36 protein-coding genes and 2 tRNA genes are annotated in these 22946 nt (G+C 28.8%); 7 read left to right on the forward strand and 31 right to left on the reverse strand.

All coding sequences use genetic code 11. The features are described 5' to 3' along the window. The 31 genes from ACTTBE_RS04905 to ACTTBE_RS05055 all read right to left on the reverse strand — a co-directional run bounded on the left by ACTTBE_RS04905 (position 1) and on the right by ACTTBE_RS05055 (position 18072). Complete coding sequence (locus tag ACTTBE_RS04905; protein WP_440655280.1) at positions 1 to 534, reverse strand: hypothetical protein; 534 nt, start codon at positions 532 to 534, stop codon at positions 1 to 3. 475 nt (positions 535 to 1009) lie between these two features. Beyond that, entirely contained in the window at positions 1010 to 1177 is a 168-nt protein-coding gene (locus tag ACTTBE_RS04910) for a hypothetical protein (protein ID WP_440677419.1), read from the reverse strand. Continuing rightward, the gene (locus tag ACTTBE_RS04915; protein WP_440677420.1) at positions 1170 to 1343 is read right to left on the reverse strand and encodes a hypothetical protein; all 174 of its coding nucleotides are present in this window, start codon (positions 1341 to 1343) and stop codon (positions 1170 to 1172) included. The genes ACTTBE_RS04910 and ACTTBE_RS04915 overlap by 8 nt, the downstream gene beginning before the upstream one ends. Continuing rightward, positions 1340 to 1810, reverse strand: a complete 471-nt coding sequence (locus tag ACTTBE_RS04920; protein WP_440677421.1) for a hypothetical protein — start codon at positions 1808 to 1810, stop codon at positions 1340 to 1342. Before ACTTBE_RS04920 ends, ACTTBE_RS04915 begins: the two co-directional genes overlap by 4 nt. Before the next feature lie 95 nt (positions 1811 to 1905). Further along, positions 1906 to 2079 (reverse strand): hypothetical protein, encoded by a 174-nt coding sequence (locus ACTTBE_RS04925; RefSeq protein ID WP_440677422.1) that lies wholly within the window; start codon positions 2077 to 2079, stop codon positions 1906 to 1908. After that, a complete protein-coding gene (locus ACTTBE_RS04930; protein ID WP_440677423.1) occupies positions 2080 to 2256 on the reverse strand; it encodes a hypothetical protein in 177 nt (58 codons plus the stop codon). Then, a complete protein-coding gene (locus tag ACTTBE_RS04935) occupies positions 2256 to 2507 on the reverse strand; it encodes a hypothetical protein (RefSeq protein WP_440677424.1) in 252 nt (83 codons plus the stop codon). The genes ACTTBE_RS04930 and ACTTBE_RS04935 overlap by 1 nt, the downstream gene beginning before the upstream one ends. Before the next feature lie 62 nt (positions 2508 to 2569). Next, positions 2570 to 2920, reverse strand: a complete 351-nt coding sequence (locus ACTTBE_RS04940; RefSeq protein ID WP_440677425.1) for a hypothetical protein — start codon at positions 2918 to 2920, stop codon at positions 2570 to 2572. Between the two features lies 1 nt (position 2921). Then, positions 2922 to 3719 carry a hypothetical protein gene (locus tag ACTTBE_RS04945; protein ID WP_440677426.1) on the reverse strand — a complete coding sequence of 266 codons (798 nt, stop codon included), beginning with the start codon at positions 3717 to 3719 and terminating at the stop codon, positions 2922 to 2924. A gap of 32 nt (positions 3720 to 3751) precedes the next feature. Further along, complete coding sequence (locus ACTTBE_RS04950; RefSeq protein WP_440677427.1) at positions 3752 to 3931, reverse strand: hypothetical protein; 180 nt, start codon at positions 3929 to 3931, stop codon at positions 3752 to 3754. Continuing rightward, positions 3915 to 4103, reverse strand: a complete 189-nt coding sequence (locus ACTTBE_RS04955) for a hypothetical protein (RefSeq protein WP_440677428.1) — start codon at positions 4101 to 4103, stop codon at positions 3915 to 3917. Before ACTTBE_RS04955 ends, ACTTBE_RS04950 begins: the two co-directional genes overlap by 17 nt. Next, positions 4090 to 4269 carry a hypothetical protein gene (locus ACTTBE_RS04960; RefSeq protein WP_440677429.1) on the reverse strand — a complete coding sequence of 60 codons (180 nt, stop codon included), beginning with the start codon at positions 4267 to 4269 and terminating at the stop codon, positions 4090 to 4092. The genes ACTTBE_RS04955 and ACTTBE_RS04960 overlap by 14 nt, the downstream gene beginning before the upstream one ends. Positions 4270 to 4338: 69 nt before the next feature. Then, a complete protein-coding gene (locus tag ACTTBE_RS04965) occupies positions 4339 to 4791 on the reverse strand; it encodes a hypothetical protein (protein WP_440677430.1) in 453 nt (150 codons plus the stop codon). 133 nt (positions 4792 to 4924) lie between these two features. Next, positions 4925 to 5470, reverse strand: a complete 546-nt coding sequence (locus ACTTBE_RS04970; RefSeq protein WP_440677431.1) for an MORN repeat-containing protein — start codon at positions 5468 to 5470, stop codon at positions 4925 to 4927. Positions 5471 to 5490: 20 nt separating this feature from the next. After that, a complete protein-coding gene (locus ACTTBE_RS04975) occupies positions 5491 to 5823 on the reverse strand; it encodes a hypothetical protein (RefSeq protein WP_440677432.1) in 333 nt (110 codons plus the stop codon). A 48-nt stretch (positions 5824 to 5871) separates the two neighbouring features. Then, positions 5872 to 6126: a hypothetical protein gene (locus ACTTBE_RS04980; protein WP_440677433.1), complete on the reverse strand. Its 255-nt coding sequence runs from the start codon at positions 6124 to 6126 to the stop codon at positions 5872 to 5874. 80 nt (positions 6127 to 6206) lie between these two features. Continuing rightward, on the reverse strand, positions 6207 to 8978 hold the full coding sequence (locus ACTTBE_RS04985) for a M16 family metallopeptidase (protein ID WP_440677434.1): 2772 nt from the start codon (positions 8976 to 8978) through the stop codon (positions 6207 to 6209). Beyond that, on the reverse strand, positions 8975 to 9142 hold the full coding sequence (locus ACTTBE_RS04990) for a hypothetical protein (protein ID WP_440677435.1): 168 nt from the start codon (positions 9140 to 9142) through the stop codon (positions 8975 to 8977). Before ACTTBE_RS04990 ends, ACTTBE_RS04985 begins: the two co-directional genes overlap by 4 nt. Positions 9143 to 9339: 197 nt before the next feature. Further along, positions 9340 to 10032, reverse strand: coding sequence for an ATP phosphoribosyltransferase (hisG, locus tag ACTTBE_RS04995; RefSeq protein WP_440677436.1), 693 nt, complete (start codon positions 10030 to 10032; stop codon positions 9340 to 9342). Further along, on the reverse strand, positions 10029 to 11075 hold the full coding sequence (locus ACTTBE_RS05000) for an ATP phosphoribosyltransferase regulatory subunit (protein ID WP_440677437.1): 1047 nt from the start codon (positions 11073 to 11075) through the stop codon (positions 10029 to 10031). The genes hisG and ACTTBE_RS05000 overlap by 4 nt, the downstream gene beginning before the upstream one ends. Beyond that, entirely contained in the window at positions 11053 to 12441 is a 1389-nt protein-coding gene (gene hisS, locus ACTTBE_RS05005) for a histidine--tRNA ligase (RefSeq protein WP_440677438.1), read from the reverse strand. Before hisS ends, ACTTBE_RS05000 begins: the two co-directional genes overlap by 23 nt. Before the next feature lie 8 nt (positions 12442 to 12449). After that, positions 12450 to 12521, reverse strand: a tRNA-His gene (locus ACTTBE_RS05010). A gap of 227 nt (positions 12522 to 12748) precedes the next feature. Then, on the reverse strand, positions 12749 to 12961 hold the full coding sequence (locus ACTTBE_RS05015; RefSeq protein WP_075505957.1) for a cold-shock protein: 213 nt from the start codon (positions 12959 to 12961) through the stop codon (positions 12749 to 12751). Between the two features lie 116 nt (positions 12962 to 13077). Next, positions 13078 to 13152 (reverse strand) — tRNA-Phe (locus tag ACTTBE_RS05020). A gap of 5 nt (positions 13153 to 13157) precedes the next feature. Further along, the gene (gene infA, locus ACTTBE_RS05025; protein WP_440677439.1) at positions 13158 to 13373 is read right to left on the reverse strand and encodes a translation initiation factor IF-1; all 216 of its coding nucleotides are present in this window, start codon (positions 13371 to 13373) and stop codon (positions 13158 to 13160) included. Between the two features lie 2 nt (positions 13374 to 13375). Next, positions 13376 to 14662, reverse strand: a complete 1287-nt coding sequence (gene hisD / locus ACTTBE_RS05030; protein WP_440677440.1) for a histidinol dehydrogenase — start codon at positions 14660 to 14662, stop codon at positions 13376 to 13378. Between the two features lie 2 nt (positions 14663 to 14664). Further along, positions 14665 to 15057 (reverse strand): DUF2948 family protein, encoded by a 393-nt coding sequence (locus tag ACTTBE_RS05035; protein ID WP_440677441.1) that lies wholly within the window; start codon positions 15055 to 15057, stop codon positions 14665 to 14667. Beyond that, complete coding sequence (murA, locus tag ACTTBE_RS05040; protein ID WP_440677442.1) at positions 15054 to 16316, reverse strand: UDP-N-acetylglucosamine 1-carboxyvinyltransferase; 1263 nt, start codon at positions 16314 to 16316, stop codon at positions 15054 to 15056. Before murA ends, ACTTBE_RS05035 begins: the two co-directional genes overlap by 4 nt. A gap of 3 nt (positions 16317 to 16319) precedes the next feature. Further along, positions 16320 to 16880 carry a dCTP deaminase gene (gene dcd / locus ACTTBE_RS05045; RefSeq protein ID WP_440677443.1) on the reverse strand — a complete coding sequence of 187 codons (561 nt, stop codon included), beginning with the start codon at positions 16878 to 16880 and terminating at the stop codon, positions 16320 to 16322. A 97-nt stretch (positions 16881 to 16977) separates the two neighbouring features. Further along, entirely contained in the window at positions 16978 to 17178 is a 201-nt protein-coding gene (locus tag ACTTBE_RS05050) for a hypothetical protein (protein WP_440677444.1), read from the reverse strand. Between the two features lie 171 nt (positions 17179 to 17349). Further along, a complete protein-coding gene (locus tag ACTTBE_RS05055) occupies positions 17350 to 18072 on the reverse strand; it encodes a TVP38/TMEM64 family protein (protein WP_440677445.1) in 723 nt (240 codons plus the stop codon). Positions 18073 to 18167: 95 nt separating this feature from the next. Here ACTTBE_RS05055 and rpmH point away from each other — a divergent pair, with 95 nt between their 5' ends. From rpmH to dapD, 7 genes are read left to right on the forward strand one after another with little or no spacing between them, the layout of a single operon-like run. Continuing rightward, on the forward strand, positions 18168 to 18308 hold the full coding sequence (gene rpmH / locus ACTTBE_RS05060; RefSeq protein ID WP_023854404.1) for a 50S ribosomal protein L34: 141 nt from the start codon (positions 18168 to 18170) through the stop codon (positions 18306 to 18308). A 4-nt stretch (positions 18309 to 18312) separates the two neighbouring features. Continuing rightward, the gene (gene rnpA, locus ACTTBE_RS05065; RefSeq protein ID WP_440633287.1) at positions 18313 to 18654 is read left to right on the forward strand and encodes a ribonuclease P protein component; all 342 of its coding nucleotides are present in this window, start codon (positions 18313 to 18315) and stop codon (positions 18652 to 18654) included. After that, positions 18654 to 18902 (forward strand): membrane protein insertion efficiency factor YidD, encoded by a 249-nt coding sequence (yidD, locus tag ACTTBE_RS05070; RefSeq protein WP_075505949.1) that lies wholly within the window; start codon positions 18654 to 18656, stop codon positions 18900 to 18902. The genes rnpA and yidD overlap by 1 nt, the downstream gene beginning before the upstream one ends. A gap of 1 nt (position 18903) precedes the next feature. Then, a complete protein-coding gene (gene yidC / locus ACTTBE_RS05075) occupies positions 18904 to 20580 on the forward strand; it encodes a membrane protein insertase YidC (protein WP_440677446.1) in 1677 nt (558 codons plus the stop codon). Then, positions 20580 to 21446: an acetylglutamate kinase gene (gene argB, locus ACTTBE_RS05080; protein ID WP_440677447.1), complete on the forward strand. Its 867-nt coding sequence runs from the start codon at positions 20580 to 20582 to the stop codon at positions 21444 to 21446. Before yidC ends, argB begins: the two co-directional genes overlap by 1 nt. Next, positions 21443 to 22114 (forward strand): pyrimidine 5'-nucleotidase, encoded by a 672-nt coding sequence (locus ACTTBE_RS05085; RefSeq protein ID WP_440677448.1) that lies wholly within the window; start codon positions 21443 to 21445, stop codon positions 22112 to 22114. Before argB ends, ACTTBE_RS05085 begins: the two co-directional genes overlap by 4 nt. Before the next feature lie 4 nt (positions 22115 to 22118). Next, positions 22119 to 22946 carry a 2,3,4,5-tetrahydropyridine-2,6-dicarboxylate N-succinyltransferase gene (gene dapD, locus ACTTBE_RS05090; RefSeq protein WP_440619350.1) on the forward strand — a complete coding sequence of 276 codons (828 nt, stop codon included), beginning with the start codon at positions 22119 to 22121 and terminating at the stop codon, positions 22944 to 22946.

Consider the following 22946-nt stretch of genomic DNA (forward strand, 5'->3'; position numbering starts at 1 on the left):
TTAACTCTCCATATCATTTAGTTGTTTACAAAGCTTATGAGCCGCTAAGACAGATGGAACTAGCTTATCTAATTTCCAACTGTTTACTGAAATATCGAAGTATTTATCTGCTTTAAAATCAATGCCATCAATAATTTTGATTTCATATTTTTTTTCTTCAATATAGAAATTATTTAATACATTGATGTATTCTTTTACAGGATATGTGCCGATCGTAAAAAGTACTCTCCAACCAAGTTTTAAAAATGGAGAAATATGCTCAACTTTTGCTGTTATTTCTTCTCCATTAATTGTGATTGGAATGTGTTTTCCCAAAAGCTGTTTAATATCTCCTGGGTCATTGTAGGTGACAAAAGTAAAGTTATTCCATACTTTTTGGCAATCATCTCGGGAGTCGATGAAGAAGTTTAAATTATCACCATGGATAACTTCCCCTGAAACCCTTGCATAAGCTAGAGTTTCCAAACTATCTATCGTCCATTCCTCATCTTCCGCATGAGCTTGGGCTTGATATGCAAAGACAATGAAAAACAACAGTAAGTGAGATAAAATAATAAGTAAAACTCTCTTCATGATTTGAGCTCCACTTTGTATCCATTTTTTTCAAATATTTTTATGATCTTATCCCAGACTAAGCTGTTGTGTTCTCCAGGTTTTATTTCAAATTTAAATGATTGTTTGTAGACAGGGTAACAGTTATCGTATGCTATATAGGTATTGACGTGACAATACTTGTGTACACGGTTTATTTCCATGTATTAGAGCTCCTATGGTTAATTGATTTTTTTAAGGTTAACAGTTTATAGTTACTTATGGTTCCAACCCTTTTCTGTTTCGTATTAGAATTACGCAACAAGGGAGATAATAAAAAAAGCGGAACTCTAAAGAAAAGGATTGAAATCCAATGCATGATCCCAATAAATCAATAGTGTATGTTTGAATTTTGCTACAAACTTGTTTTATTTATGAAATGCAAAAAAAATCTATTTAATATTTTAGAATTTAGGTATTAATGTTTATCTCGAGTTTGTTTATTTATATTCTCACCATAGATTTTAATTTTATTTAGCTCTTCTTGCTGAGCCTTTTTCTTCTTTTGGTGTGAATAATAAATTGGCATTACAATTGAAAGTCCTACAATAATAATTGCTAATATTATTTGCCAGTTTTCAACCATTTAACTGATCCTCATAAATTTTAAATTTAATGTAAAGTGGTTCATTTTTTTCATCATATATAACATCCATGTTTGTATAACCCTTTAAATCAATAAAATTAGCAATAAACTCACCTATTTCTTTGTCACTTAGTTTTTCTTCAAAATGTTTCTCAATAATGGTCATAAATAATTTTGAGCACCAAATGTCTCGATAATTGTATTCAAATATAGCTCTTTGGCACTTTCAATGTCGTCAATCTTGAAGCTTTCTCCAGCAACAGATAAGTCTGTATACAAACCATTTAGATTAATTTGAAAATCAACCCTTTCGTGATCTACAAAAAAAGCAAAACTATCTTTTAATGTTTCTTTTTTAGAGATATCAAATTCAAAGGTTCTCCAAAAATACCTTTTGTTTTCAGTGTCTATTTTCTTAAATGTAGATAAGATTTTATCTAAATCTTTGTGAAAAGCTTTGTCGGTCAGTGCTTTTTTATTCCATATCTCAATTACTTTTGAATGAATTTCTTTTTCTCGTTTTTCAACTTTTTCTCTAAGTTTTCTCTTCTTATCTTGAGTTTCTAATATTTTATCCTCTAAATTTTTTAGCTTTTCACTTAAATTCTGTGATTTTTCGTTAGTTTGCAGCATTTTATTTTTTATTAATGTAACAAATAGAATTTATGATTTCAAAATAAGATAATGAGTTATCCTCAGTTTTTTATTAAATATAGTCGCCTATTTCATTAATTCAAAACTCGGTCCAAAACTTTAATGTTAACTTTCTGCATTCCGTCTTCGAAGTCATGATAAATTTCTACTTCATCATTTGGATCAACAGTTTTTAATACTAAGTTGATATATTTATCTATAGTTTTTTCTGGTGTATCTTCTTTAAAATATTTTTGGAAGTTTTTCATTTAATTTTCTAAAACTTTTTTAACTCTTCCAGCTGCAGCATCAATATGCTTGTGAACCTTCTCCATATAAGCAAATTTTTCAGCTATTTCTTGATCTGTCCATCCATTATCTTTCATTTGTTTTATTTTCTCTGGGGTTGCTTTTGGATGATTAATTGTATCAAGAACGTTTTTCATCAATATAAATCTAATTTGTGTTTTATTAATCCTTTATAAAGACCCACCTTAAACTTTATATCATCCATTATTGTACGTTTGGGAAAATCAATTTTAGTATTTGGGTATCTTTTAGAAAAATTATTAAGTTTATTTAAATGTTTTTCCATTTTAGAAATTAAAATTGCATTAAGCTTTCTAGTTCTCATTATTCTATAATCTTTTTGATCAACAGGTGTTCTTGATCCACAATGTGTACAGTTATATAGCATTATATCAGTTCTCTTGTTGCAAGATAAACAGTTGAAGAATTGGTTATAATGGCCTTTGAATTTCATATTTTTTTGTTAACTTTTTTACAAGTTGTTTTATATGAATTTTTTGTGTCAATTTTTGTACCCTCATAAAAAGTTACATCTAATTCTAAATTCATTCTGTTTAATAACAAATATATTTTAAAACTGCTTTCTTCTTCACTTTTAGCTGAAAGATAATTTTCATCAACTTCCATTACAAAGTTTGTATGAGCTCTGATAATTTTTTTGTTAATAAAATCAATTGTTAAAGGGTAGTCTCCTGACAAAAATTTTTTTTCATTTTTTTTACATAGTAAATTAACAATTTCAGCATAAACACTCCCCTCAAACAACAAACTAAGAACCAAGATCGATAGAAGTTTTCTCATATTAATATGCCATCGGACAAGGTGCAGACGCAAATACAGTTTTGGTTCTAGTACCTAGACTAGATCTATAATAACAAGTTTTATACATGCCTGATGAACTTGAGCCAGTATTCCAGCCTCCACTAGTCTCTGATTTTTTGATTACACTTGTATTATTTGTTTTATATATTGATGACATTGTACTACTTAAAGCAGCTGCTAAAGCAGCTTGCGATCTCCTTTGTCTCTCTAATTGATTATTTTTTTTAGCAACCTCAATTTCTTCTAATCTTAAAATACATTCAGCAATACTGTCAGTGCCCTCTTTGAAACCCATTTCAACACATCTATTTTTTTTTGCATTTAATCTTTTTTGTCTCAGCTGCTCTCTTTTATTAAGTTCAGCTTGATAATTCATTTGTTTTTGAACCTTGAGTCCCTTTTTAGTAAAAAAAATATCTGAATAACCTAGGTGACTATGATATTTTTGAAGACCAGTAGAAATACAATATAAATTATTATCAGATAAATTTTGATCAATTATATAATCTCTACATTGTCCCACTGCATCTTGAATAGCCTCAAATGGAGTATTTCCAAACCCATAAAACATTCCCTTATTAAAATCATATGTTAACAGACCTGGTGTTGGTTTTGCAGATAGAACTCTTATAGTTTGAAACATGTAAGTATTTTGCTTTTGAGAGTAATCAGATGTAGAATAATTAATCTTTTTTGATGGACTATCCCATGCTGCTCCACCACCAAAGCAGCCAGTCAACAACAAACTTAGAACAAAAATACCTAAAACTTTTTTCACAATTTAAGATTACCAAATCCTGAACAAAGAGTCTATTTGCTTGAAATATCTTTATTTAATTTAGTTTTATAGTTTGATTTCTTACTGTTCCTATTTTTTTTATTTATTTTTATTGTTCTATGTTTTCTAGGTGAAAACACACCAGCACTACCCAATAAATTCATTGGATCGTAATCATCTGTAGCAAGTCTAGCACTAATTATTTTTCCCATCAGAACCTCCTTCCTTTTTATTTTTTACAAAAGTCACATGAACCTCTTTAGTTGTAGATGGTTCTTGATCTTTTTCATACATTTCAATGAAGCTTTCACCAAACATACCAATGTCTACACCTTTTCTTTTCATCTTTTTCAATTCTTCATAGACCCCTTTAATTGTTGCCATCTTCATCTCCTTTCTTGTTTTTGATGAAAGTAGCACTTATCTCTTTTGTTGTTTGTAGTTCCTCTGCTTCATAAGCATCAACAATTGATTGTTGGAGAATACCAATTTTTTCTCCATTTCTTTGTTTCTCTTTGATTAGATCGTACAGTTCTTTAACTGTTGCCATATTGCCTCCTTTAGCGTAATTATTTAATGTCTGAAGCAAGTAGAGTTATTTCTAAATCACAGACAGTATTTATTTTATATAATAAGGTTTATAAAAAGTACACCACTCCTTTGCATATTTCATACTAGGTGTAATTCCTATATCAGTATCTCTCCATGGATTGGGTTCGTATAATTTAAATATTCTTATTTCTGGATAATCAATATTAGTTCCCCCAGCAAACCAATATTCTAAAGTAGTTGCAAAATAAATATCTTTGCTTTTTATTTGCTCACATTTAGAGGCAAGATCTATAAACCCCCAAACACCAGCAATTTCTTTAAATTTATCTAACTCTTGATCGTATTCCCAAATAATATGACCTCTTACAAATTGCTCAATAAAAATAAATTTACCATTATCTAATTTATATATTCTCTCAATCTCAGCATTTTCATGAGGAAGTTTGGTTACTTTTAAGATTGCAAAAGAAGAATTTGTTAAAATAAAAAAAGTTAATAAAAAAATAAGGGTTCTTCGCACATGTTAATAATAATAAATAAAATTGTTAGAATTATGATTATTTCTACATTTTTAAATTTGTTAGGTAGGTTTTCCAGTTCCCATCCTCACTTATAATTTTTAACTATTTTTGATACCTCTTTTTTATCCATTACTAATTATTTTTTCCTACTAATTTACCATTTTCAAATTTTCCAACACGCTTTTCTCCATTAGGAAATGTTAAAGTGCCATGACCGTGAGGTCTGCCATCTTTATGTTGGCCATAGTAGTTTCCTCCATCTTTAAACATGAGGGTTCCTTGACCATTAATTATTCCATCTTTAAATTGACCAATATAAGATCCTCCATCTGGGAATTTTAATGTACCTGTTCCATGCGGTACGCCATCCTTAAATTCACCTTCATAAATTCCACCATCTGGGTAATTTAAAGTTTTTTTTCTATTTTCCTCAATTTTTTTTATAGCATCATTCATTTCTTCCATTACATCATCATTCATGCTTTCAATTTTATCAAGATTTTTTGTTTGCTGCTCATAGATCTCCATTGTAAAGGAATTAGTTTCCTTTTTTTTTGAGCAAAATTCTTTAAGTTGATTCAACAATTCAATGGTATGTCTGAGATATACCTTTTGTTTAATTAACTCAATTCTATTAAGTAGTGAGTGATATTTATTTTCTAAGTCTTCAGAATTCATTAGAAATTTTTGTTATTGTTTTAATCATCTAAAGAATCAACAATGGGTTTAAGAATTTTTGAATGATATTTTTCATCTATATTAAAATTTTTTTTAATAAAATTAGTAAAAGTTAAATTAACAATTTCTTTACTATTTACCTGTTTTTGTATTTCCTTTTCTTTATCATTTTTAGGTTCAACTAAGTCAGACAACTGACGTAATCTTAAACGAATATAAAAGTAAATTTCAGCAAGTTCTCCTAATTGATTATGATTGAGTTTTTTATATCCTTTATTTTGTATAAATTCTTCATTTGTCAATTCATCACACTTAAACATAAAATGAAAAGTTCCAAAATCGTATGGATTCATAATCAAAAAATATTATAATTATATAAAGATGTCAGCACAAATTAACTTTTATTTTTTAACTTTAACTTCTATTTCTTTATCTTTCTTAACAACCTTGCCATCAACTGTTGCTAGAGAAATATGAGGTTTTTTAATTCTTTTCATATGAAGAGTGGCATTTTGAATATCAACTGACACATCAACTTCATGCTTATCATCGGTATTTTTTTCAAAGTCTAAGATTACTTCATCTAATTCATTCAACTTTGTACTTCGATCTAGTTCGATGCTTATTCCTTTAACCTTGTCTTCAATTTTCTTCATAATTTTGTCTCTCTAATCTATAAGCAATTTATAAGCTAAAAAAGCTAATTCTACTGCTATTATTACTTCCAACATAAAATTTACTCGCTTAAATAATCTGCACTTACAAAATATTGATCATCAAATAGTTGTTTAGCCAATCTTGCTATTTCATTAAGAGTAATGCTATCGACTATTGAATTTAGATAAGTAACCTTTTCAATATTTTGACTATATTTCACTGCATTTAAAATTGAGCTTAACCAAAAACTATTAGTCTTTAAACCGGCATCATAATCTTTTTTCAAAGCAACTTTTTGATCTTTAAAAATTTGAACATCAAATTCTTTATTTTTAATACTATCTATCAATTCATCTATTCTGTTATTGATAGTATCTACATTTTTAGGGTCTCCTGTATAATAGATATAAAAACTAGTAATTTCTTCAGGAATTTTATTGTCTAAATATTTAGATGATGAAATTGAATAGACAAGGTTATCTTCTTCTCTAACTTTATCAAAAAGCATTTTATCTAAGATAGACATCAATAAATACAGTTTAGTTTTGTCTCTATAAGAGTAATTATATTCTTTAAAATAAACTCTAAAGATATTTGCCTTTTTGGCATCCTCTTCTTTATATTCATTATATTCACGCTTTTTTGTGTAACGAATACCATGGTCGATATATGGGTCGTCTCTTTTTAAATCAGATAAACTACCAATATACTTTTCAATTAATGGTTCTATTGTTTCAAACTCAAAATCACCAACAATTATAAAATCAAAACTTCCTCCATCTTTAAATCTATCTTGATAAAAGTTTTGAACATCTTCTAGGTTAATTTGATTAAACACTTCATCTGTTGGATACATTGTTCTTGGATGGTCTTGATAAAGTTTTTTTCTATAATCTAAATTGGATTGGTGTTGTGGGTTTTCTTTATCGATATTGTATTGATTAATTTTATTCTCTTTAAATCGATCAACATGATATTGCTTTACCCTCAAATCAGTAAAATTTAAATAAAGCATCTTAAACATGTTTTCTAAGTTTTGATTGTTCGATTTTCCACTGACACCTTCTGTACCTTCGGATATATTTGGAAATACATCGACAAAGTTTTGTTGAAATAAATTTTCTTTTTCATTTAATGATATCTCGCCAAGATCAGCATAATTTAAAATATCTTCAGCATATTTTGCTGAAGCTAATTTATCCATATTTGCCGTAGAATATCCTCCCCAACTAAAGGCTTTCAATTGAATTTCATCTTTTTTAAAATCTGTTTTTTTTAAAAAAATATCAGCACCGTTTTCCAAAGTTATTTTAATAATATTACTTCTTGGAAATCTCTTTCTTTTTATGATCTTTGAACCTTTTAAATCTTCTTTGATAAGTTCAACTTCGTTAATTTCAAATTCATATGGTTCTATTTGTTTTTGACTTACTTTTTGAAATATTTTTTCAATATCTTTTTCCGTTGGTAAATTATTTATAAAATCAGGTGCTCTAATAGAAATGATCCTATTTGTTTCTTCAAAATGATTATTAAAATAATCATTTAAATCCTCAGCTGTGATAGAACTTAAAATATTTTCTGAATACTCAATTTCTTTTTGAAGTCCTGAGATCATCTCGTCATAGATAAAATGATCAATATATTCTGCTATAAAATCCTCTGAAGTTCTGGTGTTTTCTTCAATTAATGCTTGTTTTAAATAATCAATTCGTCTTTTCTTAGCAAGCTCTAACTCGCTATCTAAAAATCCATATCTTTTTACTTGTTCTGCAAAAGTAAGGGCATCTTCAATTCCTTGATTTATAGAGTTTTGTCTTAAAGAAGTTGAGAAAAGATAATACATATCTAAATCTGAAATTTGATAATCGTAAACATAAGCACTTTTAAATGCAGATTGGTTAAGTTCTCTTACTTCTTGCATTCTTCGATAAACGATATCACTTACTAAGTAGCCTATTATTGCATGTCTATAATTTGCAATAGTATTAGTTTTTTTGAACTCATCTTTTTTCCATATAGTAAATTGAATTTCTTCCTCTAAAGCGTCTTGATAAGTAAAGAATTGGTTTTCCTCAAAATCAGGGATTTTATAATCAGGTACGATTGTTTTCTCAGTATTTTTAAAATCACCAAAATACTTTTGAATAAAGTTTTTTATTTCCTGTGATTGAATGTCACCAACTATAAATAATCCCATTCGTTCAGGTTGGTACCATTTTTTATAATAGCTAATTGCATCCTCATATTTAAAGTTTCTAATAACTTCTATATCGCCAATAGGTCTTCGTTCTAATAATCTTGAATTTTTAAAAATATATTTGCTTATTTGATCATAGTATTTTTGACCACTGCCAATATCGGTTCGATATTCTTCCTCTACTATTTTTCGTTCTCGCTCAAATGCCTCTGGAGTTAAGTTTAAATTCTTTGCAATATCAGCTAAAATTTGAATAGCTGTTTCAACATTCTTGATGTCATCAGTTGGAATTTCAAATTTATAAGTAGTTTTAAAAAAAGAAGCATTTGCATTGTAGTGTGATCCTAAGTTTAAACCAATAGAAGATAAATATTCATCAATTGCTTTTTTTGGAAAGTTTTTCGAACCATTAAAAGCCATATGCTCTATTAAGTGAGCTAAACCTTTTTGATGATCCTCCTCCATTATAGAACCCGTCTTTACATAAAGCCTCATCGATACTTTATTTTCAGGAGTGGTATTTTCTTTAATATAATAGGTTAAACCATTTTCTAATTTTCCATAATTAATTGCAGGGTCTAATGGAAAGATATTTTCAGATTTTACTGGAGAAATTAATAAAATTAGAAAAATAAATAATATTCTTATCACCTATTTTTCCTAACTTCTTTTCTCCATAATATAAAGAATAAAAGGATTAAACTTGGCTGTAAAATTACGAAAATAACAATATTAGCAAGTTCATATCCCATGCCAGTAACATTGCCAATTACTTCTAAAACATAGACACACCAATTAAAAAACTGATTAATCATTACATAAATTAATAATATTAATTCATGTCATAATTAAGAATATAATATTATTGATAAGTTGATTTATTCAGCTAAGTTTTGTTATGGAATTAATTTTGTTATTTAAAATATTAGTTGGTATTGGATTGTTAATTGGTCTTTACGCGGTACTAAGAAATTTAGATATAATCAAAATTATTCTTATTTATTGGAAAGATTTAATATTTGGTCGAAAGTAATTTAGCTAATCGTTGTAATTTTTTATTCTGAAGGGATGATTTTGCAACTAACATGCAAAGTTCAGATTTTAAAATATATCCATCATTAATAATTCTCAAATTGTTAGCTGCAAGAGTTGAGCCTGTGCTAGTGATATCTGTTATGACTTCAGAACTCCCCGTATAAGGTGCTATCTCAGTACTGCCCAGTGATTTAACAATTGAAAACTGAGTTACGCCTTTACTATAAAAAAATTCTCGTGTTAAATTTGGGTACTTTGTTGCCACTCTTAATCTCTTTTTCTTCTTATCTTTGAACTCAAATGCCACTTCTTCAAGGTCAGCCATGCTAAAAATGTCTATGAAGTCTGTTGGAATTGCTACAACAAGTGTTGCTTGTCCATAAGGATATTTTTTAAATACTTTAATCTTATTTTGAATATTTATTTCACTTTCTTTTAATAAATCTAATCCTGAAAATCCCAAATCAAGCGATTTGCTTGCTAGTTGATCAATTATTTCACGTGCGTGTAGATAAATGATTTCAATATTTTGCTTTCCCTTAATAGAACCAATTAAATCTCGATCACCTCTACTTGAGATTAATTTTAATTTATTTTTTTTAAAAATATTTAAAACATCTTTTCGAAGTCTACCTTTGCTAGGAATTCCAATTTTAATTAAGTCTTTCATAGATTAAAGGCAGCCCCTACTGCTGGAATTTGTTTTTTAGAACCGAGATCAGAAATCAATCCATCATAACGACCTCCTGCACAGCAGTTAATAATTTTGGAATTGGACTTAATGTCAATTTTAAATACCATTCCTGAATAATATTCAAGCTGACGTCCAAATGATGTTGAAAACATTACATTTAATTTTGATACTTTGTTAGAAGAAATCGGAAAATATTTTTGATCTACTACAAGATTAATTTTATTTTTCTTAAAAAATTTATTTAATTCTTTTGCAGCATTATTAATTGGACATTTAATCTTCAAAAAAGATCTTATAATTGCTGATACCTTTTTACCTTTGCTTGCTCTTCTTGGATCTTTCATTTTAGCATCAAATCTTTTTAAAATTTCTTCAATAGACCTTCCTGCAATCATTGTAGATTGGTTTTTTTTTAATAAATTTAAGTACCTTTTTTTATCGACTGCTACCTCTACGGGATCAATATCTGCATTTGTTTCTAAACGATTTAATAAGTCATTAAAATATTCATCTCGCCAAAAATGTCTTAACAGTCTTAATTTCCATCGGGCAGGTATTTCTAATTTTGAGATCAATAATTTAAAGATCTCAACATTACCTATTGTCAATGTTCCTGAAGAATATTTTAAATTTTTTAAAGCTTTTAGAGATGTGTTAATAATTTCCTTGTCGTCATTTTTTTCATCCTTTGACCCTAAGATTTCAAATCCAACTTGATTTCTAATAATAGAATTTTTTTTGTTGTCTGATTTTCTATAAGCTTGACCACTGTAAAATATTTTCTCTTTCCCTCTCAATTTATTTTCTAAATATCTAAGGCACGAAACGATAGTTAAATCAGGCCGCAAACAAAGCTCACTACCATTTTGATCAATAAACGAGAATATAAATTTTCTAAAGTTTTCACCTGACCTTTGAACAATATGATCAGCTTCAATCACTGAAGGTAAATCAATGTACTTAAACCCTTTAGACTTTACAGATCTAAGGATATTTTCAGATAAGTTTTTTGACTTCATCGATTAACTTTTCTTTAGGAATTGTTTGACTATTTTGACCTTTTACCCCTTTAAGGTTTTTGATGGTAATAGTGTTATCTTTAAACTCATTTTCTCCACAAATTATCGCAAGGTCTAGTTTTTTTCTATCTGCATATTGAAGTTGTTTTTTTAGATTTTTATTTTGATCCAAATATATTTCTGATGGAATATTATTTGCTCTAAGTTCATTAACTATTTGATAATATTCTTTAATGAAGGCTTTGTCCAAAATGCAAACTAGAACAGGTCTATTTTTATTTATTTTAATTTGATCCAATTGGTTTACAGCATATAATAATCTATCTATTCCAATAGACATACCAGTGCCTTTATAATCTGCACCCTTAAATCTCGAAATTAGATTATCATAACGACCTCCAGATGCGACACTGCCTATATTTATTTCTTTTCCTTTTGCATTTGTAACTTTAAAATTAAGGTTGGTTTCAACTAAGTACCCTGTGTAGTAACTGAGTCCTCTTATTTTAGTAACATCAATTTTTACTGAATCTTGATTACTTCCATAAGACAGTACTTCAAATAATTTTTCCAAATCATTTATTCCTTCTGAAGATAAAGGATTTTTAAGATTAGCCTTTAAATCATTAATTCCTTTTAAGGTTAAAAAACTAATAATCTCTGATGCTTGATTGTCTGATAGTTCGCATCCTCTAGTAAATGCTCCTGATTGATCTGTTCTGCCCTGTTTTAGTAGTTCTTCTACGCCCTTTACACCTAATCTATCTAACTTATCAATTGATTTAAGCACCTTATATTGTATGTCTTCTTCAATTTTTAGCTCGTTAATTAAACCCTGTAGAATTTTTTTGTTTGAAACATTTATAGTAAACTGCTCTTTAGACAGACCAATTTTTTTAAATGACTCTCCAATTATGTTACATATCTCTGCATCCGCTTGAGATGGATTTGCATCACCAATTATATCTGCGTCAAGCTGCGCGAAGGCACGATACCTTGCTGAATCAGCTTTTTCTTGCCTAAAGACATTGCCGTAAGCAAATCTTTTATAAGGAAAAACTAAATCTCTAAAATTTTCTGCGCAAAACCGAGCAAGAGGAGCACTTAAATCATATCTTAAAGTTAAAGATTCTTTTTCATTTGTGAATGAAAATACATCGCTCATTGGATTACTTTCATCTTCAGCTAAAAATGAACCTATATTAATACTCTTTTCAAATTCTGGTGTTTCTAATTGCTCAAAGCTATAACTCGTAAATACTTCTTTTATAGTGTCTACTAGTTTATTTTTAAGATCTAATTCATCGCCCCATCTATCTTTGAAACCTTTAGGTAAAGAGGCTTGTAATTTATTATCTTTATTCATTTTTGGTCTACCCGGGCTGAGAGTCGAACTCAAACTTAAAGTTCCACAAACTTTCGTGCTAACCATTACACCACCCGGGCTTATCCTTTTTTGTTTTATCTTATTTTGCGTGGATTTGAAAATATAATATAAATAAATAGCCTAATGGCTATGGAAACAGTGTCTATGCGTACTTCTTAAAGTTTTTCTGTATGTAATATTTATATTCATAAGCGGTCTTTTAGACAAAAATAATTGATATGCAAGAAATAAAAAAGGACGTTTATCTATTACAGATAAAACGTCCTTTAAGAATATTTTTATAAATTTAGTCTATTTTCTTTAAATTAACTGCAGAAGGACCTTTAGGGCCGTCTTCTAAAGTGAACTCAAGTTTATCACCTTCATTTAAAAATCTCATACCAGCGGCCTTCACGGCGCTCGCATGTACAAACGCATCTTTTTCTTTATCGTCTCTTTCAATAAACCCGTAGCCCTTCTTCCCATTGTACCACTTGATCTTTCCTTGTAATGTGCTCATTTTTTTCTTAGTCCTTATGTTGTTAATTTTAATTAAGATTAATTTTTTTTAAAAAATTTTTCAAGATAAATTTAGATTAGTCTAACTGGTATAATTAAATGGCCACCAAAACGTTGTGGTGGCTGAGGAAGGATTCGCACCTCCGACACAAGCCTTTTCAGGGCTCTGCTCTACTCCTGAGCTACTCAGCCATTTATTATCCTCTAAAGATAATTCTTCCTTTAGTAAGATCATAAGGTGTCATTTCAACTGTAACCGCATCGCCTTGAAGGACACGTATTCGATTTTTTCTCAACTTTCCTGCAGTGTGTGCCGTTATTGTATGACCATTTTCTAACAGAACCTCAAACATTGCATTTTTTAATAATGTTTTTACAGTGCCTTTAAATTCCAGCAGATCTTGTTTTGTCAATTTTATTTTCTCCTTATTCTTTTTATGATTGATTGTGCATGACCATGCAAACCCTCATAATTTGCCAACGTTATAGCTGATGGTCCAAGTTTATCAATCCCCTTTTTTGATAGCGTTATATATGAAATTTTTTTCATAAACTCTGAAACATTCAATCCACTAGAAAACTTACTGGTAGTATTTGTTGGTAAAACATGATTACTTCCAGGTACTCCATAATCAGTCATTGCCATAACTGCATACTTTCCAAGACATACAGACCCTGAATTTTTAATTTTGCCCGCAAAATATTTATAATTTTTTACATTTAATTCCAAATGTTCAGGTCCAATTTTATTTATAATTTCAATAATTTTTTTATCTGAATTAGCTTGTATTAAAATTCCATTCATCATTAAGCTTTTGTTAGCAATAGATGATCTTGGTAGTTCTTTTAATTGTTTTAAAACTTCTTTTTTAGTTTCATCCAAAATATTTTTATTTTTTGAAATTAAAATACATTGAGCTAATGGGTCATGTTCTGCTTGCCCAAGAAGATCGCTTGCAATCCATTCTGGATTTGAATTTTTATCAGCTAAAATTAAAACTTCTGAGGGTCCAGCTGTCATCGCCTCTATACCAATATCTCCTGAAACTTCTTTTTTTGCAGCCGCTACAAATTGATTGCCCGGGCCTATAACTTTATTTACAGGAGAAATTTTCTTTGTTCCATAAGCAACCGCAGCAATTGCTGAAGGACCACCTATTGAATAAATCTCCTTTATTTTACATTTCCTAGCCGCATAAAGTACAGCAGGGTTTTGCTTTCCCTTATATCCAGGATTTATCATGATAATTCTTTTTACTTTTGCAACAATCGCTGGAATAGCATTCATTAATACACTGGATGGATAAGATGCTGTTGAACCTGGTACATATATTGCAACAGATTCTAGTGGCAAATATTTGTACTCAATTTTGTTTTTATATTTATCAGTATAAGAAATGTTTTGGAACTTTTGCAGGGAATGGAATTTATAAATTCTATTGTATGCATCATCGATAGATTTTTTTACTTTTTTATCTAAAGATTTAATTGAACTATTAATCTGTTTAGCAGTTGGAACAATAATATTGTTTTTATTAAATTTCTTTTCATACTTTAATAGAGCTTTATCTCCATTTTTTTTTACATCATTAATAATACTTAATACAGATACAGAATTTGATTTAAGTTTTTTACTTCTTTTCAGAAGGATTATGCTTAAAGCTTTATCAAAATTTTTCTTACTGCTATCTAAAACCTTCATCTCTAATTTATTTCACTTTGATCCTCTAATATTGCTTCAATCGTTTCGGCAGTCAAAGCGATATGAGCATTATTACTAAAAAAGAGATTTATTTCATAAACATCGTTATTTTTCAAATAATCTATTCCTACTAATTCTAAAACCAATTCTTGATTTGATTGATCAATATTTTTTGATTTTACCTTATCAACAAAATCAAATCTGCAGATACTATTGACTTTTTTGTCCTCATTTTCATTTTCTACTTTAATACGTTCAATTGATAATAAAAATACTTTATTAGTTTCTAGATACTTGATGTCTGAAACTTTTACTTTAGCACCTGAGCTACAAGCTGAAATCATTTGCAACCCCTCTTTGTCAGTAGCAATAATTTTGGCTAAATATTTGTTCATCTTTTTAATCTTTTTATTTTAACACCAATATTTTTTAATTTATTTTCAATTTTTTCATAACCACGATCTAAATGATAAATCCTGTTAATTACAGATTTCCCTTGTGCAACCGAAGCTGCTAAGACAAGTGCCACTGATGCTCTTAGGTCACTAGACATAACTTCTGCACCGATAAATTTTGTATTACCATCAATAAAAGCTTTATTATTTTTGGTCGTAATATTTGCACCTAATCTCTGTAATTCAGCAACATGCATAAATCTGTTTTCAAAAATATTCTCTGTAATTGAACTTTTTCCTTTTGCTTTACACATTAAGACCATTAATTGCGCCTGTAGATCTGTTGGTATTCCTGGAAACTCTTTTGTTTTAATATTTTTAATAGACTTAATTTTTTCTGGTCCATTAATATGAATTTTATTTTTGCTCACTTTTATTTTAGCTCCTGTTTTTTTTAATAAATTAAGTTCTGTGTTTATTATTTTTGGATCTAAATTATTAATTTCAAGAGTTCCTTTAGCTAGAGTTGCTGCTACACAAAAAGTACCAGCTTCAATTCTATCAGCCATCACTGAATAATTTGTTGAATTTAAAGAACTTACTCCGTTAATAGTGCATGTTCTTCCTTTCCAACTTATTTTTGCACCTGCTGAATTAAGAAAGTTAGTAAGGTCTTTTATTTCTGGCTCGACAGCGCAATTTCTTAATACTGTTTTTCCTTTTGCCAAGCATGCAGCAATTATAGAATTTTCAGTTGCGCCAACAGTAATTTTTGGAAATCTAATTAACCCTCCTTTAAGTTTACCAAAAGATTTTGCTAATATGTAACCATCCTTAATTTCATAATTCATCCCAAGTTTTTCTAAAGCTGACAAATGATAATTAACTGGTCTCGCACCAATTAAGCAACCACCTGGTAATGATGTTTTTGACTTATGATATTTTGCAACTAAGGGTCCTAATACTAAAATTGAACCTCTCATTGTTTTAACTAATGAATAACTGGCAAAAGTTTTCATATTTTTATTGTTTGAAATTTTTGCAGTTTTTTTATCTTTAGAAAGTTCGATTTTTGATCCAAGAGATTTAAGTAAATTAAGCATAGTGCTTATATCTTTTACTCTTGGAAGGTTATGAATAGTTACCGGTAAATCAAAAAGTAGTGTAGCTGCTAATATTGGCAATGATGCATTTTTCGAACCTGATATTGAAACTTTGCCTTTGATTTTGCTAGGACCATCAATCAGAAATTTGTCCATAACTTACTTTTTAATTTTAGCAACCTGAATAGTAGTTTGTCCCTGATATTTACCGTTCTTAGATTTATAAGTTGTCTCTGGTTGAGTTTCTGATTTAAAAAATAAAAATTGAGCTATACCTTCATTAGAATAAATTTTTGCTGGATTAGGTGTAGTGTTGCTTAACTCTATAACTATATTTCCTTCAAATTCGTTTTCAATAGGAGTTACATTACAAATTATACCTGTTCTTGCATAAGTACTTTTACCAACACATACACAAAGTACATCCTTTGGAATTCTGAAATATTCTACTGTTTTAGCCAAAACAAATGAGTTTGGAGGAATAATGCAATGTGGTCCCTTTTTCTCAATAAAATTGTCATCTGAAAAATTTTTTGGATCGACTAAGGAATTATTTACATTAGTGAATATTCTATATTCATCAGAGATTCTAACATCATAACCCATACTACTTAATCCATATGATATTTTTCCCTCCGCAACTTGATGATCTAAAAATGGTTCGATCATATTATGCTCTTTGCACATCTTCTTAATCCACGAGTCAGGCTGAATAGACATTACTTAGATTTTTTTTTATTTTTTTTTTGAAATAGTTTTCTTTTTTTTAAATTTTTTCTTAAAGCTAAGCTCAAACGCTCATTTTTATCTTTTGAACTCATTCTTTGTTGGGATTAGTCAAAAAATCTAAAGATATTGGTTTATTAGGATCTAATGGTTTGTTTTCAGGTTCCTCATTTTTTGAGCCTTCTTTTAAAGCACGTTTTGCTTTTTTCTCAGCGAGCTTACGTTCTTTTTTAGCCTGCTTCTCCATTAATTTTGCAGATCGACTGTTTTTGTAAGTAAAATGTATTCCCATAAAAAATCCTTGTTTATTTATAGATGATATTTTCTAAAAATTAAGGCAATAATTTGAAAAAATACTCTATTATCAGTTAATTACAAATTGTTTATAAGCTCCGGTCGATTAATGGAAAATCAAGTCATTGGTAATGATTAGCTCCCTGGTCAGTACAGGGTCGGAGCACCATCAATTTCTGTAGAATTTTTTTCTAAAAATGATTGAAAACACAATTAGTACAAAAAACGCTAAAAGAGGAACATAAATATCTGGAGAAAAAATAATATCCATTATTCCAGGAACTTCTGAATTTTGATCGATTACTTTTTCAATCCCACTTCCAATTGAAACTGCCAAAAAAATCTGAGGTATTATTCCTAAAAAAGTTGCAAATAGAAAATTTTTTACTCTTACATTAAATAATGTTGGCAATAGACAACTTATTTGCCAAGGAACTCCTCCAATAAATCTGTAAACGAGTAAATAAAAAAATTCAGATTTTTTAAATTTAATTTCAAGATTTTGAAATTTATTAAGAAATTTTTCTCTGATTAAATCTCTTAAAAAATAATTTCCAAATATATATAAAAAAGTTGCACCTACACTTAAACCAGTCACCACAACTAGTGTTCCAATCCATTTGCCAAAGATAAAGCCACCCATTAAGGCTACAGGAGATCCAAAGCCTAGAAAAGGAAATACCCAAAGCACTGTTAGAAACAAGAAAGAAATTGAAACTAAAAATAAATTAGAATTCTTCAAATCAATTAAATAAGATCTGTTATTTCTCAAAAAATCATAAGATGTAATCTCCTGAAGACTGAATTTTGAAAAGAAAAAATATAAAAATAAACTAACAATTAATAAGTAAGATAAACCTATAATTAATTTAATTTTTTTTGTTTTTTCCATGAATATTGTTATTTTATTCCTAAATCTTCTATTTGCTATTTTTATTATTGCTAATATAAAGGGGCAAAAATTTATAAAATTTAATCAATTTATTTATGAAAAGAACGTATCAACCTTCAAATAAAAAAAGAGCACGAAAACACGGCTTTAGATCAAAAATGAAGACTAAAGGTGGAAAGAAACTTTTAGCTAGAAGAAGAGCCAGAGGAAGAAAATCTTTAACTGTATCAGTGTAAATTAATGAAAAGCAAAATTGTTGCTCTTTCAAAAAACGAAGAATTTAAAAATTTACTTAAACAAAAAAAGTTTTCAAATAAGTACGTAACTATTTTCTTTGGTAAATTAATGAATAAAGATAATAAAAAACTCAATATTAGTTTTGTAACAAAAAAGAAATTAGGGAATGCTGTTAAGAGAAATAAGATTAAAAGAAGATTAAGGAATATTTTAAACGAGGCAGTTAAAAAAATATCAATAAATTTTAACTATTCATTCCTTGTTATCGCTAAGTCATCTATGCTAAATAATGAATACAAATTAATAAAAGAAACTCTATTTCAGGATTTTGAAAAAATAAAATAATGAATATTTTTACAAATATATTAATTAAAATTATCAAAGGTTATAAATATTTGATTAGCCCTTTATTTGGACATTCTTGTAGATATTTACCTACTTGCTCAGAATACAGTATTGATGCACTTAAAGAATTTGGTCTGTTAAAAGGATCATTTTTAAGTATTAAAAGAATCTTATCTTGTCACCCAATCAAATTTTTAGGTGGTGGTGAAGGTTTTGATCCTGTTAAAAAAAACACAAAATTAAAATAATATGGATACTAAAAATATAGTAGCAGCAATTTCATTATCAGCAGCAGTTATAGTTTTGTATTCACTATTTTTTGCTCCTCCTCCAATTACTAAAGAAAATATGGCTGAAGGAAATAAAGTTGAACAAAACAGCGATACACCTTCACTAGTTCAAAAAGAAAATGTTGCTGAAATTTCTAGAGAAGAAGCTTTAAATCAAAGTGAAAGAATTAATTTTGAGAATGAGAGTGTTGTTGGTTCTATTTCACTTAAAGGTGGTGTTATTGATGATCTAACTTTTAAGCAATATAATGTCAGTCTAGACTCTCAAGAAAAAGTTACACTTCTTTCACCTAGAAATTCAAAAGATGGTTATTTAATTGAAAGTGGTTTTATTACATCTGATAAAAATGTTGAAATTCCAAATTCAAATTCTATTTGGAAAGTTTCAGGAAATAATAAGTTAACAGATCAATCGCCTATAAAAATATCTTGGACAAATGATCAAGGTATAACATTTGAGAAAGAGATCGCCTTAGATGACAAATATTTATTTTCAATTAAACAAGGTGTAATCAATCCTACAGATAAAAAATATGATTTTTATACTTATGGTCAAATCATTAGAAATGAAATGCCTGATATATCTAACTTCTATATCCTTCATGAAGGATTGGTGGCAACACTTGATGATGAACTTATTGAGGAAGACTACGATGACATACAAGAGAAAAAATTTTCAAGAACAGCTCAAAAAGGATGGCTAGGTATTGGAGATAAATACTGGGTAACTTCACTAATTCCACCTAGAGAAAAAGAATTTAAAACAACATTTGATTATAAAGATAAGTTCAGAGCAAATTTTGTAACAACAGAACCATTGGAACTTAATGAAAATTCATTGATTGAAGAAACCTTACAAATCATTGTTGCTGCAAAAAGAGTTGATGTAATTGATGGATATGCTGAATCTTTAAACATTGATAAATTTGACTTAACAATTGATTGGGGATTTTTATACTTTATTACTAAACCGTTATTTTTTGGAATAGATTATTTCTTTAAATTACTCGGAAATTATGGCCTAGCGATTATAGCAATTACAATTTGTATAAGATTAGCATTTTTTCCACTTGCAAACTTTTCGTTTAGAAGCATGGCAAAAATGAAAGCCTTACAGCCTGAAATGGTGAGACTAAAAGAGCTACACAAGGACGATAAAATGAAATTGCAACAAGCGATGATGGCTCTATATAAAAAAGAAAAAGTAAACCCAATGTCTGGTTGTTTACCAATACTTGTGCAAATTCCAGTTTTCTTTGCTTTATATAAAGTTTTATTTGTAACAATTGAAATGAGACAAATGCCTTTTTATGGCTGGATACAAGATTTATCTGAGAGAGACCCTACCTCTTTGTTTAATCTATTTGGATTATTGCCTTATGATGTACCATCATTTTTAGTCATTGGAGCATGGCCTGTCGCAATGGGTGTTTCTATGTGGGTTCAACAAAAATTAAATCCTGCACCAACAGATCCGATGCAAGCAAAAATATTTATGTTCTTTCCATTATTCCTAACAATAATTTTAGCACCTTTCCCAGCAGGGTTGGTAATATATTGGACAGTAAATAATATTTTAACTATGGCACAACAAGTTTTCATAATGAAACGAACCACTGTTAAAACAACAACTTAATGTTGGATATTAAAGAAGAAGAATTAAAAACAATTCTACCATTAGATGGTCCTTCAACAGAAGAAGTACAAAAATATTTAGAAAAATATAACGATGAATATATTGTTATTAAATGTGGTGGTAGTGTTTTAATTGATCAAAATCTTTTTGATATTTTTATTAAAGATATTTCAACACTAAATAAACTAGGATTTACTCCTATTATTGTTCATGGTGGTGGAAAAAGAATAAGTAATAAACTTAATGAGATAGGTTTAGAAAGTAAATTTATAAAAGGATTAAGGGTAACTGATAAAGATACTATTAAAGTTGTAGAAGAAGTATTAATTGATTTTAATAAAGAAATTATCAATGCTCTAGATAAGCAAAATTGCGAAAGTCAGAGTATTAATTCCAAAGAAAATAATATTTTAACAGTTGTCCAAGAAAATGAAGAGCTTGGTTTTGTGGGCTCTCCTACAAATGTAGATCAATCAATAATAGATAAAATTATAGCAGATAAAAAAGTGCCTATTATTGCCCCCTTAGGTTTAGATAAAAATGATCAAACTTATAACGTCAATGCAGATACTGCAGCTGGCTATATTGCTAAAAAAATTAGTGCCAGAAGGTTGATTATATTAAGTGACGTAGAAGGTGTTTTGGATAACAATAAAAATCTAATTCCGGAAATCAATTCAGTGTCTATAAAAAACTTAATCGATAATGAAACAATTACTGGTGGTATGATTCCAAAAATAAATAATTGCTTAGATGTTGCTAGTAACGGAGTAAAAGGAGTTGTTATAATAGATGGAAGAAAAAATCATTCTGTTCTATTTGAACTTTTATCAGATGAGGGATCTGGAACTTTAATTAGACAATGAAAAATTTAAGCCATATTAAAAATATTCTATTTGATTGTGATGGTGTACTTTATAGTGACCTAGAGGCAGTATTTGGCCAAGTAAGTCGAAAAATGACTGAATATATCTCAAGTAAACTTAATGTAGATTTAAAAAAAGCCAAAGAACTTCAGACAAATTACTTTCACAAATATAACACAAGCTTAAATGGTCTAATGATACATCATGAAATTAATCCTAAAGAATTTTTAGATTTTGTTCATGATATTGATTTATCTTTTTTAAAAAAAGATACGGCATTAAGATATGAGTTAGAGAATATAAATTTAAGAAAATTTGTCTTCACTAATGGTAGTTACAATCATGTAAAGCACATCACTACAACACTAGGAATTGACGACCAATTTGAAGGCATATTTGATATCGTAGATGCAGAATATCACCCAAAACCAGAAGCTAAAGCTTTCGATTTAATGGTAGAAAAATTCAAAATTGATCCAAAAGAAACTTTGTACATTGAAGATATAGCAAAAAACTTATCGATAGGTAAAGAGCGAGGAACAATTACTGCTTGGTTAATTAATGATGAGGAATGGGGCAAAAAAGAATCTAATAAAGAATATATTGATTATAAAATTGAAAATCTTACTTTATTTTTAAAAGAAATAAGGTTATTAAAAAACCAATAATACTATGAGTATAGAAAACATTATAAATGAAGCTTGGGAAAACAAAGATCAAGTTAATCAAAATTCAGATCAAAAATTAAAAGATACTATTAATCAAGTAATAGAAGATCTAGATAGTGGTAAATCTAGAGTTGCTGAAAAAATTGATGGTGAATGGGTAACTCATCAACACCTAAAAAAAGCAATTATGCTAAGTTTTAGAATTCATGGAATGGAAACTTTAGATGGTCCCTACTCAGCTTGGAGAGATAAAGCTCATTTGTTAAAAGGAAAAACAGCCGGATGGTCAAACGCTGATTTTGAAAAAGCAGGTTTTAGAATGGTACCAAATACTGCAATGAGAAAAGGATCATATGTTGCTAAAAATGTTGTTCTAATGCCAAGTTATGTAAATATTGGTGCTTACATAGATGAAGGAACAATGATGGATACATTTAGTCGTGCAGGTAGTTGCTGTCAGATAGGAAAAAATTGTCATATTTCAGCAGGAACTGGTATTGGTGGAGTTTTAGAACCAGCACAAGCGCTTCCGACTATTATTGAAGATAATGTTTTTGTAGGTGCTATGTCAGAAGTTGTGGAAGGGGTAATAGTTGGTGAAGGTTCAGTGTTAAGTATGGGTATGTATATTGGACAATCAACTAAAATCGTTAATAGAAAAACTGGTGAAGTAACTCACGGTAAAATACCTCCATACTCAGTCGTTGTTCCTGGATCATTACCAGACAAAAATAATCCTGCTGCACCCTCGTTATATTGTGCAGTGATCATCAAACAAGTTGATGAAAAAACAAGATCTAAAACATCAGTAAACGATCTTTTAAGAGATTAA

Source organism: Candidatus Pelagibacter sp. HIMB1587, assembly GCF_052047775.1.
Classification (GTDB): Bacteria; Pseudomonadota; Alphaproteobacteria; order Pelagibacterales; family Pelagibacteraceae; genus Pelagibacter.